The sequence below is a fragment of the Rhizobium terrae genome (assembly GCF_003425685.1).
Taxonomy (GTDB): Bacteria; Pseudomonadota; Alphaproteobacteria; order Rhizobiales; family Rhizobiaceae; genus Neorhizobium; species Neorhizobium terrae.
The window spans coordinates 132,244-146,490 of record NZ_QJKM01000007.1 but is presented as its reverse complement, the minus strand read 5'-3'; the positions used below and the strand labels follow the sequence as shown (position 1 = coordinate 146,490).

The 14,247-nt window shown below is 63.2% G+C and carries 13 protein-coding genes and 1 tRNA gene; 8 read left to right on the top strand and 6 right to left on the bottom strand.

Features of this window, described 5'->3' with window-relative positions; translation table 11 throughout:
• Positions 1 to 2: 2 nt before the first annotated feature.
• A complete protein-coding gene (locus DMO26_RS14620) occupies positions 3 to 644 on the bottom strand; it encodes an FMN-binding negative transcriptional regulator (protein WP_117193101.1) in 642 nt (213 codons plus the stop codon).
• Positions 645 to 846: 202 nt separating this feature from the next.
• On the opposite strand from DMO26_RS14620, the gene DMO26_RS14615 reads away from it, so the two are divergent.
• A complete protein-coding gene (locus DMO26_RS14615) occupies positions 847 to 1,233 on the top strand; it encodes a TIGR02300 family protein (RefSeq protein ID WP_117192888.1) in 387 nt (128 codons plus the stop codon).
• Positions 1,234 to 1,394: 161 nt separating this feature from the next.
• Positions 1,395 to 1,470, top strand: a tRNA-Ala gene (locus tag DMO26_RS14610).
• Positions 1,471 to 1,520: 50 nt separating this feature from the next.
• Here the strand turns inward: DMO26_RS14610 and DMO26_RS14605 are convergent.
• From DMO26_RS14605 to DMO26_RS14590, 4 genes are all read right to left on the bottom strand, one after another.
• Positions 1,521 to 1,781 carry a hypothetical protein gene (locus tag DMO26_RS14605; RefSeq protein ID WP_117192887.1) on the bottom strand — a complete coding sequence of 87 codons (261 nt, stop codon included), beginning with the start codon at positions 1,779 to 1,781 and terminating at the stop codon, positions 1,521 to 1,523.
• A 91-nt stretch (positions 1,782 to 1,872) separates the two neighbouring features.
• Positions 1,873 to 2,769 carry a DMT family transporter gene (locus DMO26_RS14600; protein ID WP_117192886.1) on the bottom strand — a complete coding sequence of 299 codons (897 nt, stop codon included), beginning with the start codon at positions 2,767 to 2,769 and terminating at the stop codon, positions 1,873 to 1,875.
• Positions 2,766 to 5,156, bottom strand: a complete 2,391-nt coding sequence (locus DMO26_RS14595; RefSeq protein ID WP_117192885.1) for a PIG-L family deacetylase — start codon at positions 5,154 to 5,156, stop codon at positions 2,766 to 2,768. Before DMO26_RS14595 ends, DMO26_RS14600 begins: the two co-directional genes overlap by 4 nt.
• Positions 5,157 to 5,180: 24 nt before the next feature.
• Positions 5,181 to 6,419 (bottom strand): ROK family protein, encoded by a 1,239-nt coding sequence (locus DMO26_RS14590; protein ID WP_117192884.1) that lies wholly within the window; start codon positions 6,417 to 6,419, stop codon positions 5,181 to 5,183.
• Positions 6,420 to 6,690: 271 nt separating this feature from the next.
• On the opposite strand from DMO26_RS14590, the gene DMO26_RS14585 reads away from it, so the two are divergent.
• From DMO26_RS14585 to DMO26_RS14560, 6 genes are read left to right on the top strand one after another with little or no spacing between them, the layout of a single operon-like run.
• On the top strand, positions 6,691 to 7,956 hold the full coding sequence (locus tag DMO26_RS14585; RefSeq protein ID WP_117192883.1) for an extracellular solute-binding protein: 1,266 nt from the start codon (positions 6,691 to 6,693) through the stop codon (positions 7,954 to 7,956).
• A 44-nt stretch (positions 7,957 to 8,000) separates the two neighbouring features.
• Positions 8,001 to 8,936 (top strand): carbohydrate ABC transporter permease, encoded by a 936-nt coding sequence (locus DMO26_RS14580; RefSeq protein WP_117192882.1) that lies wholly within the window; start codon positions 8,001 to 8,003, stop codon positions 8,934 to 8,936.
• A complete protein-coding gene (locus tag DMO26_RS14575; protein WP_117192881.1) occupies positions 8,933 to 9,784 on the top strand; it encodes a carbohydrate ABC transporter permease in 852 nt (283 codons plus the stop codon). Before DMO26_RS14580 ends, DMO26_RS14575 begins: the two co-directional genes overlap by 4 nt.
• Positions 9,785 to 9,788: 4 nt before the next feature.
• Positions 9,789 to 11,303 (top strand): argininosuccinate lyase, encoded by a 1,515-nt coding sequence (argH, locus tag DMO26_RS14570; protein WP_117192880.1) that lies wholly within the window; start codon positions 9,789 to 9,791, stop codon positions 11,301 to 11,303.
• Positions 11,303 to 12,343, top strand: a complete 1,041-nt coding sequence (locus DMO26_RS14565; protein ID WP_117192879.1) for an ABC transporter ATP-binding protein — start codon at positions 11,303 to 11,305, stop codon at positions 12,341 to 12,343. Before argH ends, DMO26_RS14565 begins: the two co-directional genes overlap by 1 nt.
• Positions 12,340 to 13,239 (top strand): carbohydrate kinase family protein, encoded by a 900-nt coding sequence (locus DMO26_RS14560; protein ID WP_117192878.1) that lies wholly within the window; start codon positions 12,340 to 12,342, stop codon positions 13,237 to 13,239. Before DMO26_RS14565 ends, DMO26_RS14560 begins: the two co-directional genes overlap by 4 nt.
• Here the strand turns inward: DMO26_RS14560 and DMO26_RS14555 are convergent, their stop codons facing one another.
• Positions 13,240 to 14,241: an ABC transporter ATP-binding protein gene (locus DMO26_RS14555; protein ID WP_117192877.1), complete on the bottom strand. Its 1,002-nt coding sequence runs from the start codon at positions 14,239 to 14,241 to the stop codon at positions 13,240 to 13,242.
• Positions 14,242 to 14,247: the final 6 nt, after the last annotated feature.

Here is a 14,247-nt window from a genome sequence, read left to right as displayed (position 1 = left end):
CTTCAGGCGTTCCGCATGGCGCCGTATTGGCGAACCAGTTCCGCCATATCGCCCTGCCCGGGAATTTCATCAAGCCCCGCCGCAACGCCTTCACGATCACCGACCGGCCGGTTCTGGCTGACCTTCCACTTGCCCTCGATCCCGGCGATCTCGATCTCGATGCCGACGATGCCCTTCAGCTGGGCGCGGATGAAATCCTCCGGGGCGTCGCCGACGGACCAGGGGATCGCGCGCGAGCCTTCGTGCTGGCCGGTGATGGCGTTGACCTGGGCGAGCAGCCAGTCGGCGTCCTCGACGATACGGGCCGCGCCTCTCGCCTGGACGATCGCGTAGTTCCAGGTCGGCACGACCTTGCCGGTTTCGCGCTTGGTCTGGTACCAGGATGGGGTGACGTAGGAATCGGCGCCCTGGAAGACGGCGAGGACGGGAGCACCATCGCGAATATCCTTCCACTGGCCGTTGGCGCGGGCGAGGTGCAGGCGCAGCGTTCCCTTTTCCGACGCTTGGGCGTCCAGATGAAAGGGCACGGGATTGGCGAGGAGGCCGGACGCGCCGGCGGTGACCAGCAGGCCCAGCGGATGGGCGCGGATCAGCGCATGCTGGGTCGCGAGATCCTCTTCCCTGAAATGCGGCGGCTGGTACATCGGACGGCTCCTTCGATCGCAGGGCGTGTCCTTATCACAAACCTTGTCGGCGATCACCTGCGACGCATTGATGGGTTCCATGAAAGTTTGCCTTTGACATCAAGGACGCCAAGCCTTATGGGGACCGGCTTAGATTTTTCACCAAATAAGGCCGTTTTAGGCGGCATGCCGATCTATTCGGCCATTCCATGAGGCTCTGACTGTGGCAAAAGCGGAACTCGGCACCAAGCGCACCGACCCCGATACCGGCAAGAAATTCTACGACCTGAACCGCGATCCGGTCGTTTCTCCCTACACCGGCAAGTCCTGGCCGCTGTCCTTCTTCGAAGAAAACAGCGCGGCCGTGAAGATGGAACAGGCCGAGGAAGAGGACGTCCAGGAAGTCGATACCGAAAACCAGGAAGTCGAGCTCGTCTCGCTGGAAGACGGCGACGACGCAGCCGGCGGCGACGACCTGCCCGATATGGGCGACGACGACGTCGATCTCGGCGATGACGACGACGATACCTTCCTCGAAGCCGACGAAGACGATGACGACGACGACGTTTCCGGCATCATCGGTGTCGGTGGAGACGACGACGAAGTCTGATCGTCTCGCGATCAAGACCCGGCAATTCAATAAAAATTGCCGGGGTTCGAAAATTTCGGCTTGCACTCTCCAAAAACCGGAAGTAATAAGCCGCCACTCCGCGAGGCGCAGCGTCCTCCCCGGAGTTCCCAGGACCGGAAAGAATGCCGGACCACCCTGATGGGGCTATAGCTCAGCTGGGAGAGCGCTTGCATGGCATGCAAGAGGTCAGCGGTTCGATCCCGCTTAGCTCCACCAAACCTATCCAGGAAATGAAGTTCGGTGTGGGTTGATCGCCAGTGGCGTATTCAGCGGGCGAGCAGCGGCGCGTGCGAATGGCGCGTCAAAGTGTGCCGGATGCGCTTGCGCGGGGCAATCGGCGCCGGTGTCCTCACCGGCTCGTGGCGGCAGGCCTTGCGGTCGAGTTCGACGGTGGCGCAGGCAAGGTTGTTGAGCGCGATCTCTTCGAGGTACTGCTGCCGGTGTGCGACGGCCATCTGGCGCGTGACGACCGCGAACACGCCTGCGAGAACCGTGACGACCGCGACAATGACTGAAAGAGCGACCATGAGCGCCTCCTTGTGCGTCAATAACGCCCAGAATGGCGAAAAGTTCGGCGATGCGCTTTGATCCGGATCACATTCGTTCAAAAGACCTTGCTCAGCCGATGCTTCCGCGGCGCTCCAGCCATGCCGCTCCCTGGAGGGCGGCAAGAATGACGATGACGCCGACCACCACCCGGCTTTCCGGCACTTCGCCGAAGAAGACGTAACCGGTGATCGTCACCATGACGATCGAGAGGTAACCGACGGGTGCGAGCACGCTGGCATCGGCGATGCGGTAGGCGCGCAGGAAGCAGTACTGGCCGAGTTGGGCCAGGAAACCGATGCCGAGCAGCGGAATCCAGTCGAAGGGCAGGACCCGCTGCCAAGTGAAGGCGGCGGGCACGGCGGTGATCACGGCGAGGCCGACCGTGTAGAAGACCATCATCACGGTGGTGTTCTCGTCCCTCAGCGCCCGCGTCTGGATGATCGCTAGCGAACCGAAAACGACCGAGACCAGGACGACCAGAACGGCCATGTCGAAACCCGACGTGCCGGGCGCCATGACGATCAGCACGCCGACGAAGGCAAGGCCGGCGCCCAGCCAACGGATGCGGCTCACCGTCTCGCCGAGCATCGCGACCGCCATGGCCATGGTGATCAGCGGCCGGGAAAAACCGACCGCATTGACCATGGCGAGCGGCAGCATGGTGATGGCGAGGAAATTGCTGGTGAGCGCGATCGCGTTGCAGGAGATACGAAAGACGTTGCGCCATGGGTGCCTGATCCGCGTCATCTCCGCCCGGTGGCGCCAGATGAGCGGCAGGATGAAGAGAAGCCCGATCATGGCGCGGATGAAGACGAGCTGGAAGGCGGGATAGGTCGCCCCTTGTGCCTTGACGAGCGCCGTCATGCCGCCGGAGACCAGCGTCATGTCGAGAAGCAGCCAGCCGATGCCGAGGCGGGCATCGGAAGCCCGCCCGCTTTCCGTTTCCGGCGCCTGTTCCGCCGTCACGCCGGCTGCACGAGGTTGGCCATCAGCCGGAAGGCGCCGGGGACCAGCTTGTCGAGCTGATGGTGCAGCACCAGGCTGGCATGGGTGTGGCGGCCCTTGCCGATGGCACCGGAAATCAGCGCTCCCTTGAGCGGCTGCTCGTTCGGATCGTGCATCGCGAGGAGCGGCTCGTAAGCGTCGTCCCAGCGGGAGACGAAATAAAGGCCGCGTTCCTTGTCCCATCCCCGCCAATCCCCGGGGCCGATGAGGTTTGGACCGTTCAGCAGCACATGATCCGGCACGAGCACGGTGACTTCCGAACGCGGATCCGTAACGCGCCAGCGCAGCGAGGGCGCGCCGATCTCGATGCGGCGGACGGGCGTCTCCATCGGGTCCCAGCCGTCGCTCGGGCGGTGGTAGAGGGTGACGAGATGGCCGCCCTCCTCCACGAACCGGTGCAGGCGTTCGGTCGCGGCGGCGAGATCCTTGCGGATTCCGAAGGCGAAGATGCCGACGACGATGGTGGTGAAGCGCGAGAGGTCGCCGGAAAGCGCCTGTGCATCGAGTTCGGTGACATCGAGACCCATGCGGGCGAGCCAGAGGCCGACGCGGTCCGCTCCACCGCCGACATACCCGACGCGCGCGCCTTCCGGCAGCTTCAGGTCGAGCGACAAGATCTTCAGGGCGGCAGGCGCGCGAAAACTGGTGCGGCCGATGTGACGATAAGCGACCGGCGTGATCTGGTAGGCCGGGCGGCCGTCGATCTGCGGTTCACTTTCGATCAGGCCCGGCTTGGCGGCATCGGTGGCGGAGGCGATCCAGCCGCCATCCGTCTTTTTCATGGTCCAGCCGGCAGGTGCCTTGAAGGAGACTGGTGCCTTTCCACCGAGGATATCGGCCTTGATGACCCAATCGGTCTGTTTCGATCCGAGCGGAACGAGCAGCGCATCGGGCAGCAGGGTCAGCGACTGGGCCGGCGAGACGGAAAAGGGTTCCGCAAGATCATAGGCGCCGGAGACGGTGCGGCCGCCGATTTCTGCCGAGACTTTGACATGCGCATGGCCGTTGCCGCCGAGTGCGGACCAGGCCGGCAGATAGAGAGCCGTCAGCGGCGTGTCCGATGGCGCAGTCAGTGTGAAGACCCGCTCAGGGCCAAGCGACTGGACGGAAGACGAGACACCTTCGGGCAGGATCGGGACGACATCGACCTTGCGGCCGAAAGCACCCTCGCCGAGTTCGACCATCAGGGTCGCGGCACCGCCCGGCGAAATGACGGAAGGATCGGCATGGGCGCTTTCCAGGATCGCCGCCGCATCGAGGATCGCCGCATCGATTTCCACCTGTTTGCGGGTGACGCGGTGGCCATGCAGGGCCACGAACTCTTCCGGCGCGGAAGAAGAGGCGATATCGAGCCAGCCCGCAGCTTCGGTGAGCGCCTTGACGATCGCTTCACGATCCGGAAAGGCGGCGATCGCCACGGCAATAGCGCTGTCTGCAGAACGCAGGGCTTCCGCCACATTATCGGGCAGGCCCGGAAAACCGGCAAGCACGGCGAGCGAGGCCGGCAGATTTTCGAGGATGGATCGTTCCGCCTTCGAACCTTCGGCGGACAGTTTCAGGTGCAGGGGCCACGCCCTCTGCGGCTGTTTCGGCCAATGACCCATGCCCTGCGAGGCGTGGTAATAACGCGACCATTCGCCGATGCGGCCATATTCGGCGCCGGTTGCCGGCTCGCGTCCCTCGGCCCGGACGGTGACGGTCGCGTCCGGCGGCGGGACCTCGTCATCATAGGTATCGCCGCCGCCCGACCAGGCCGGAAGATAATATTTGGCGACGTTCCAGGGTTGCAGGCCTTCGGTCTCGTAACCGGGATCGGCGGCGAGCGTAATTGCGGTTTCGGCGGCGCGGGTCATGGCGCGATGGTGGCCGTGCTGGCCGGGGACGTCGAGGAAGGTCGGAATGACGATATCCGGCCGTTCCATGCGATAGGCGCGCACCAGGCGCTCGACAATGCGGGCCTCGCCCCAGCGGGTGAAGGTCGCGTCGCCATCCTTGGAGAAACCGAAATCATGCACCGGGTCGGCCGGACCGTGGCCGAGCCAGGAGACGTCGCTGTCGATGACGCGGGCGGCCTCTTCCAGTTCCCGTGAGCGCAGCACGCCGAGCGGGCCGAGCCGTTCAGGCCCGAGCGCGTTCTGGCCGCCCTCGCCGCGGGTCGAGCAGGCGATGATCACCCGCATGCCGAGGCCCAGGCGAAACCAGGCGAGCATTTCGTTGCGCTCGTCGTCGGGATGGGCACCGGTATTCATCATCGTGACCGTCGATTTCAGCCGCGTCAGCTTGCGGTGCAGGCGGATGAGCGCGGGATCGGCCATCTGCCGTTCGATGCGTTCGCGGGCGGTCAGCATGAAAATTCTCCTCAATATGTCATGTCATGCGGGAATATTGGCAGGAATATCGGAAAGCCCCGGCAGAGAGGTTTCGAGCTTGGGAGTGACCATGTCGAACAGCGGAAGTGCCGCGGCACCGAGCGCCGCCGTCAGCTGGCCGGTCTTGCCGCGCAGCACGCGGGGCAGATCGCGCTGCCTGCGGCTTGCAACCGAGGTCGGGAGAGTGCCCATGCGGGCGATGATGTCGTCGATGATCGCATCCGGGAGAGCGCCGCCCAATATCACCGTCTGCGGATCGAGGATGTTTTCGAGCATCGCCACCATCGGCCCGAGATAGGTCGCGGCCTCGTCGATCCACGCCTCGACGACCGGATGGCCCGCGGCATGCAGCGCTTCCAGATCGGCGAATTCACTCTCGTCGATGCTGGCGCATTCGAGCTTTTCCTTCAGCGCATAGACCGACGCGTAGCCTTCGAGGCAGCCGAGCTGGCCGCAGGAGGGGCAGGGCCTGCCCTTCGGCACCACGGTGACATGGCCGATCTCGCCGGCATTGCCGAAGGCACCGCGATAGGGCGCGCCGTCCTGGATGATGCCGAGGCCGATGCCGACGCCGAAATAGATCATGCAGAAATTGGAGATGGTGAGGCCCGCGCCGAACAGCCGCTCGCCGACGGCCGCGGCGGTGGCATCGTTTTCGACCAGGACGGTGTGGCCGCATGCCTCGCTCAGCGCCTGCGCCGCGTCGATCCCGGCCCAGCCGGGCAGCGTGGTGGGGCCGACCGAAGTCATGCCGTCGATCTCGAACGGGCCGGGCATGACGACGCCGGTTCCGAACAGCCTGGAGCCCACCGACTTCTCGACGGTCGAAAGTTCGGCGGCAAAGGCCGCCAGGATATGTTCCGGCGTCCTGTCCTTGAGCGCCGTGATCCTTTTTGCCCTCGGCCGGCCTGCGAGGTCGAGCGCGACGGTCACCATATGATCGGCGGCGATTTCCACGCCGATCGTCGCGCCACCTTCCGGATTGACCGCGAACTGGATCGGCGGCTGCCCACGGCCGGAGCGCAGCCGGCCCATTTCCATGAGAAGACCTTCGCCCGCCAGCTCATCGACGATGTTTGCGACGGCCTGCGGCGTGAGATGGGTGAGCTTGGCGATATGGGCGCGACCGAGCGAACCGTTACGGCGCACGACATCCAATACAACACGGCGGTTGTGATCACGGCTTCGCTCGGGGTTCTTCCCGATGGCCACCGGGTGCGTGCCGACCGTCTGTAGCGTCATGTCGCAGAAATTCCGTTGCCGGCAAATTCATAACGCCGGAAAACCCATCCGGGCAATAGAATAATTCAAGTAAATTATCTTATTGACAAACGGCACCAGTCAGGAAAGCCTAGGAGAAGGGCTGGGCCAAGGCTGCAGCGCTTCAGGCGGAGGGCACGGGAAAACGTTTCTCCGCAAAAACAAAAAACGCATCTGACCGCTTGAAGCGGCTGAATGCAGGGAACAATCGGACCCTTCGACCGGCAGACCTCATAAGGGGCCGGCAGGGCAAATGGAGGCTTACATGCGCAAGGCAGCTTTGTTCGCCGGTCTTCTCGCCGGATTCAGCACGTTTGCAGTCAATGCCGCACAGGCGGTGGAAATCGAATACTGGCAGTATGTCTTCGACACGCGCGTGAAGGCGATGGACCAGCTGATCGCGGAATTCCAGAAGGCCAACCCCGGCATCACCGTCAAGCAGGTCACCTTCCCCTATGCCGACTACCAGACCCGCGTGATTGCCGCCAACATGGCCGGTAACGCGCCCGACGTGATGCAGCTCTTCTATGGCTGGCTCGACAAGTTCGTGGCCGGCGGCCTCCTGCAGCCGCTGCCGAAGGACGCTTTCCCGCATGACAAGATCGAGAAGGATTTCTTCCCGATCGTCACCGCGATGAAGCGCGACGGCGAATATTACGGCCTGCCGACCGCCGTGCGCTCGCTGGCGCTCTTCTACAACAAGAAGCTCTTCACCGAGGCCGGGCTCGACCCCAACAACCCGCCGAAGACGCTCGACGAATATGTCGCCGCCGGACAGAAAATCGCCAAGCTCGACGGTGCGGGCAATATCGTCGTCGCCGGCTCGACGGTCGACATGGGCGGGCAGGACCACCAGTGGTGGCGCGAGGTGCTGATCCGCCAGTTCGGCGGAACGCCCTATACCGACAACGACACGAAGGTCGCCTACAACAGCGAAGCGGGCCTGAAGGCGCTGAACTTCTATACCAGTCTGCAGCTTGAAAAGAAGATCGGCAAGGCCGGTTTCATGGACGAAGGCCAGGCGGCTTTCCGCGGCGGCAAGGCAGGCATGACGATCGACGGCACCTTCCGCCTCGGCTCGTTCAAGACGATCAAGGATTTCGAATGGGGCGTGACCGAACTGCCGGCGAACGCCCAGGGTGTACGCTCCAACTATGCGAGCTATTTCGCCAACGGCATCAGTGCCAAGACGAAGGGCGAGGAGTTGGAAGCTTCCAAGAAGTTCCTGGCCTATATCACCTCGCCTGCCGCCATGGACATCTGGCTGAAGACGGTCGGCGAACTGCCGGCGCTGCGTTCTGCGGCGCTCACGGAGGCCAACCTCAAGGATCCGATCTATGCGCCGTTCCTGAAGGGTCTGGAGTACGCCCACACGACGCTCTTCAAGGATGAGCTCGGCCAGCGCCAGAACGCGATCGACATGGTCAACCGCGTGCTGCTCGAAGGCCAGTCGACCAAGGATTCGCTCGCCCAGGCCGCCGAAGCCGAGCAGGAAATGATCGACGCGGCCAAGCCTTGATCCCTTGGGCCGTAATTCCTTGATCCAGCCGAGTGGAGCTGTCCATGGCAGCGATTGAACAACGGGAGGCGGCATCCGGCCGCCCCATCTCGGGCAGCGGCCTCTCCATGCGGACGAAGCGGCTCCTGTGGGTATGGAGCTTCCTGGCGGTCCCGATCCTGTTCTACACGATCATCCGCTTCTACCCGACCTTCCAGGCCTTCTACCTGTCGCTCACCAACTGGGACCTAGTGCGGCCGCCGAAGCTCGTATGGTTCGCCAACTACATCAAGCTCTACAAGGACCCGCAGTTCTGGAAGGTGTTCAGGAACACCTTCCTTTATCTGATCGTCGGCACGCCGATCAGCCTCGTGCTGGCGTTTGCGATCGCCTATTTCCTGGATCGCGTGCGCTTCATGCATAATTTCATCCGGGCGCTCTATTTCCTGCCGTTCCTGACCACTGCGGCCGCGATGGCCTGGGTCTGGCGCTGGTTCTACCAGCCGCCGCCGATCGGCATCATCAACGACGTGCTGGCCCTGATCGGCATTCCACAGCAGCCGTTCATCCGCTCCACGAACCAGGCGCTTTACTCGATCATGGTGACGGCGATCTGGGCGGGCCTCGGCTTCCAGATCATCATCTTCATGGCCGGCCTGCGCGCCATTCCGAACACGTTCTACGAAGCGGCGCGCATCGACGGGCTCGGCGAATGGGCGATCCTCAGGAAGATCACCCTGCCGCTCCTCAAACCCACCACCGTCTTCCTCGTGGTCTTCTCGTCGATCGGTTTCCTCCGCATCTTCGACCAGGTCTACAACATGACCACCAATGATCCGGGCGGTCCGCTCGGCTCGACCAAGCCGCTGGTGCTGATGATCTACCAGACTGCCTTCAACTCCTATGCCATGGGTTATGCGGCGGCGCAGACGGTGGTGCTGTTCACCATCCTTTTGATCGTCTCGCTGCTGCAACTCTTCATCCTGAGGGAAAAGAAATGAGCGACACGGCCCTTTCCCCTCCGCTCTACAAGGCCAATATCCGCCCCGGCCGGATCATCGCCTGGACGCTGCTCTTCATCGGCGGCCTGATGATGATCTCGCCGCTCGCCTTCATGTTCTCGACCTCGTTCAAGACGCCGGACCAGGTCTACGACCTGCGCCTCATTCCGGCGGCGCCGACACTTGCGAACTACATTGCCGTCCTGGCGGACGGGCGCTTCATGCGCTGGTTCTTCAACTCGATGCTGGTCGCGACGATCGTCACCGTCTCCAACTGCTTCTTCGACAGTCTGGTCGGTTACACGCTTGCCAAGTTCGAGTTCCGCGGCCGCTATTTCATCTTCCTGGCGATCCTCTCGACGCTGATGATCCCGACCGAGATGCTGGTCATCCCGTGGTATCTCATGTCGAGCCAGCTCGGCTGGCTGGACAGCTACTGGGGAATCATGTTCCCCGGCATGATGACGGCCTTCGGCACCTTCCTGATGAAGCAGTTCTTCGAAACCGTGCCGAACGACTTCATCGAGGCGGCGCGCGTCGACGGCCTCAACGAATTCCAGATCTGGTGGAAAGTGGCGCTGCCGCTGGTGACGCCGGCGCTTTCGGCGCTCGCCATCTTTACCTTCCTCGGCAACTGGACGGCGTTCTTCTGGCCGCTGATCGTCACCACCAGCAAGGAACTCTATACGCTGCCCGTCGGGCTTTCGAGCTTCGCCGTGGAACAGCAGATCCAGTGGGAAATGATCATGACGGGGGCGGCGATCGCCACCATTCCCACGCTCATCGTCTTCATCGTCCTGCAGCGCTACATCGTCCGCGGTGTGATGCTGGCGGGCCTAAAGGGATAATGCCATGGCGGACATCAACCCGCGCCTTTCCGACACCAGCAAGTTCCCCGATCCGATCTACAAGGAAACCGTGCTGCGCCCGCTCTTCGACGGCGCGAAGAACCACCACGTCGACGGCTTTCGCAAGATCGATCGCGCGCATCTGGTAATGCTGGTCGAGACGGGCATTCTCGACAAGGAACTGGCCGGCAAGATCGCTGGCGCGCTGGAGGCGATCGACAGGGAAATCGATCCCTCGACGCTCGTCTATACCGGCGAGGTAGAGGATTTCTTCTTCCTGATCGAGAAGGAGCTGAAGGCTCGTATCGGCGTCGATATCGCCGGCCGCCTGCACACCGCCCGCTCCCGCAACGACATCGACCACACGCTCTTCAAACTCGGCCTGAAGGAGAAGATCGACACGCTGATGGAGAAGGCGCGAAAGCTGCTCGCCGCGATGATCGATGCGGCCGAGCGCAACAAGGCGACGCTGATCGTCGCCTATACGCACGGCCAGCCGGCCCAGCCCACCACCTTCGGGCACTATCTCTCGGCCGCGATCGAAATCCTGATCCGCGACATGGAGCGGTTTGCGGAAGCGCGCAGGATCGTCGATCTGTCCCCGATGGGTGCCGCCGCGATCACCACGTCCGGATTCCCGATCGACCGGGCTCGCGTCGCCCATCTGCTCGGCTTCTCGGCGCCGCTCAGGAATTCCTACAGCTGCATCGCCTCGGTCGATTACACGACCTCGACCTATTCGGCAATCGAGCTGATGTTCCTGCATCTCGGCCGCCTCATCCAGGATTTCCAGTTCTGGACGAGTTTCGAAGTGGGTCAGATCTACGTGCCGAACGCGCTGGTGCAGATCTCCTCGATCATGCCGCAGAAGCGCAATCCGGTGCCGATCGAACACCTGCGCCACCTCGCGAGCCAGACGATGGGCCGGGCACGCACCGTGCTCGACGTGATGCACAACACGCCGTTTACCGACATGAACGACAGCGAGGGCGAAACGCAGGGCATGGGCTACGAAGCCTTCGCCTCCGCCTCCCGGGTGCTCGATCTGCTGACCGCCCTTGTGGGCCAGATCAGCATCGATCCGGAGCGGGTGGATCAGAACATACGCCGCTCGTGCATCACCATTACGGAACTTGCCGACTCGCTGGTCAGGATCGAGGGCCTTTCCTTCCGCGAGGCGCACGAGATCGCCGCCGCGACGGCAAAGAGCGTCGTCGCCGCCAAGGGCAGCCTTACCGATGACGGTTACGAGCCTTTCCTGAAGGCGTTTGAGCATCTGACGGGCCGCAAGCCCTCGGTCGATCTCGACAAGTTCAAGGAGATCGTCTCGCCGGAACATTTCGTTTCCGTGCGCGCCCGCTTCGGCGGACCGGCGCCGGAGCCGATGAACGCGGCGCTCTCAAGCTATCGCGAGACGCTTGCCGCCTTTGATGCTGCCGCCAAGACGGCCGCCGACAAGGAAGCGGCCGCTGCAGCAGAACTCGAGGAAAAATTCACCGCCCTGACGGGAGCCCGCTGATGGCGACGATCGAACTGGAAAAACTCGTGAAGCGCTACGGCAAGGTGGAGGTCGTCAAGGGCATCGACCTCTCCATCGCCGATGGCGAATTCGTCGTCTTCGTCGGGCCTTCCGGCTGCGGCAAGTCGACGACGCTTCGAATGATCGCCGGCCTCGAGGAGATCTCCGGCGGCACGTTGAAGATCGGCCCTGAAGTCGTGAACGAGCGCGAGCCGAAGCAGCGCAACATCGCTATGGTGTTCCAGAACTATGCGATCTATCCGCATATGACGGTGCGCCAGAATATCGGTTTCGGCCTCTATACCTCCAAGCTCGACAAGGCCGAGAAGGACAAGCGGATCGAGGAAGCCGGCAGGATACTCGGACTCGAAGCCCTGCTCGACCGCCGGCCGGCGGCGCTTTCCGGCGGCCAGCGCCAGCGCGTCGCGATCGGCCGCGCCATGGTGCGTGATCCTTCCGCCTTCCTGTTCGACGAGCCGCTGTCCAACCTCGACGCCCAGCTTCGCGCCCAGATGCGCATCGAGATCAAGCGGCTGCACCAGCGGCTGAAGACAACCACCGTCTATGTGACCCACGACCAGATCGAAGCCATGACCATGGCCGACCGGATCGTCGTCATGAAGGACGGCAATATCCTGCAGGTCGGCACGCCGTCGGAACTCTACGAGAGCCCGGTCGACGTGTTCACCGCCCGCTTCATCGGCAGCCCCTCGATGAACCTCGTGCGCGGCAAGCGCAACGGCACAGGCGTGGAAATGGCGGCGGGCGGCGATGTCCTGATCGGAGTCCGGCCGCATGACCTGATTGCCCATTCCGTCATCACCGACGGTGGCGGCTTCAGCATCACGGGAACGGTTACCGCCGTCGAGCCGCTCGGCCCGGAAACGCTGGTACACCTTGACATCGCCGACAATTCCGTGATTGCCACCGCGCGGGAAAAATTCGTGCCGGCGATCGGCAGCCAGCTCACCTGCCAGGCGGCGCCCGGTGATCTCTATCTTTTCGACGCCAGCACAGAGACATTTCTGGGCCGTTCATGATGACACAAACAGCGACGAGATCCGCGGTGCTCAGCATCGGGCGGGTCTATTGCGACCTGATTTTCACCGGGCTCGGGCATCTGCCCGTGCTGGGGCGGGAAATCTATGCCGACGGCATGGAGATCGCAGCCGGCGGCGGCGCCTTCATCGCCGCGGCGCATCTGGCGTATGCCAAGCGCAAGGTGGCGCTTGTGGCACGGCTCGGGACGGATTCTCTATCCAGGGGCATCGAGCAGCAGATCCGCAAGAGCAGTGTCGATCTTCGCTTCGTCGAACATGCGGAAGATGCCGGTCCGCAGGTGACGGTGGCGGCGGTCGTCGGGCAAGATCGCGCATTCCTGACGCGCCGCGCCGGACCCGCCCTGCCGGCAACGCTGGAAGAGGCGTTCGATTGGGAAGAGGCGCGACACCTCCACATCGCCGAATATGCGACGCTGCATGAAATTCCCGATCTTGTTTCCCGCGCCAAGCAAAAGGGCCTCACCGTTTCGCTCGATCCGAGCTGGGATCCGACGCTGATCTATGACCGGGGCCTGCTACGCGCCTGCGCCGGCGTCGATCTTTTCCTACCCAACCTGGAAGAGGCGGAAGCCATCACCGGTTCCGCCGATCCGCAGGTGGCGATCCGCAAACTTTCACTCGCATTCCCCACCGTCGCATTGAAGGGTGGCGCGGAGGGCGCCTGGCTGATGTCCAGGGGCCGGCTGATCCATGCGCCGGCCGAAACGGTGCCGGTGATCGACACGACGGGCGCCGGCGACGCCTTCAATGCCGGTTTCATCGACACCTGGCTGAGCGGGGCAGCCGAAGAGGCCAGCCTCAAGGCCGGCATCCGGTTCGGCAGCCTGGCAGTACAGGCTGCCGGTGGGGCGAAGCTGCTGACAGCCGGCGAATAATCAGCCAATCGCCCGATCGTTCGCATCAAACCGATGCAGCCGCGCCCGGTCGGGAACGGCAAACACGACGTCATCCGGCGCATAGGCATGTTCGCCGAACAGGCGGACCGTGAGCAGGCCGGTCGCTTCCGTTTCCAGATAGACGATCGTGTCGGCGCCCAAATGCTCCACGTGAATCACCTTGCCCTTCCAATCGCCGCTATCGCGGGAGAGCGAGATGTGTTCGGGGCGGATGCCGAGGGTTTTGGCTGATGTATCGCCGAGCTTTTCGGCAGGCATGAAATTCATCTGCGGCGAGCCGATGAAACCGGCGACGAAGATGTTGGCGGGCTTGTTGTAAAGCTCCATCGGCGAACCGACCTGCTCGATCGCGCCGGCATTGAGCACAACGATCTTGTCGGCAAGCGTCATAGCCTCGACCTGATCGTGGGTGACGTAGATCATCGTCGCCTTCAGCCGCCGGTGCAGGCCGGCGATTTCGAGGCGGGTCTGGACCCGCAGCGCCGCGTCGAGGTTCGAAAGCGGTTCGTCGAACAAGAAGAGTTTCGGCTCGCGCACGATGGCGCGGCCGATTGCGACGCGCTGGCGCTGGCCGCCGGACAGTTCCGCCGGGCGGCGGGCGAGATAGGGATCGAGCGACAGCATGCCGGAGGCCTTCGAGACGCGCGCGTCGATCTCGGCCTTTTCGGTGCCGGCCTGCTTGAGGCCGAGGCCCATGTTGTCCTTCACCGTCAGGTGCGGATAAAGCGCGTAGGACTGGAAGACCATGGCGATGCCGCGTTTTGCCGGCGGTACGCTCGCGACTTCCTGACCGTCGATCCTGATCGAGCCGGAGGTGACGTCCTCGAGGCCGGCAATCGTGCGCAACAAAGTAGACTTGCCGCAGCCGGACGGGCCGACGAAGATGACGAATTCGCCATCCTTCACATCCAGATCGATGCCCTTCAGCACTTCATGGGTGCCGAAGGCCTTGCGGATGGATTTCAGTTGAAGGGAACCCAAGGGCGT

Bases quoted from the DNA above. Each gene is read 5' to 3' on its own strand.
- DMO26_RS14580 (WP_117192882.1), top strand. From the start codon at position 8,001: ATGGCAGCGATTGAACAACGGGAGGCGGCATCCGGCCGCCCCATCTCG.
- DMO26_RS14560 (WP_117192878.1), top strand. From the start codon at position 12,340: ATGATGACACAAACAGCGACGAGATCCGCGGTGCTCAGCATCGGGCGG.
- DMO26_RS14565 (WP_117192879.1), top strand. From the start codon at position 11,303: ATGGCGACGATCGAACTGGAAAAACTCGTGAAGCGCTACGGCAAGGTG.
- DMO26_RS14585 (WP_117192883.1), top strand. From the start codon at position 6,691: ATGGAGGCTTACATGCGCAAGGCAGCTTTGTTCGCCGGTCTTCTCGCC.
- DMO26_RS14590 (WP_117192884.1), bottom strand. From the start codon at position 6,419: ATGACGCTACAGACGGTCGGCACGCACCCGGTGGCCATCGGGAAGAAC.
- DMO26_RS14595 (WP_117192885.1), bottom strand. From the start codon at position 5,156: ATGCTGACCGCCCGCGAACGCATCGAACGGCAGATGGCCGATCCCGCG.
- DMO26_RS14620 (WP_117193101.1), bottom strand. From the start codon at position 644: ATGTACCAGCCGCCGCATTTCAGGGAAGAGGATCTCGCGACCCAGCAT.
- argH (WP_117192880.1), top strand. From the start codon at position 9,789: ATGGCGGACATCAACCCGCGCCTTTCCGACACCAGCAAGTTCCCCGAT.
- DMO26_RS14605 (WP_117192887.1), bottom strand. From the start codon at position 1,781: ATGGTCGCTCTTTCAGTCATTGTCGCGGTCGTCACGGTTCTCGCAGGC.
- DMO26_RS14575 (WP_117192881.1), top strand. From the start codon at position 8,933: ATGAGCGACACGGCCCTTTCCCCTCCGCTCTACAAGGCCAATATCCGC.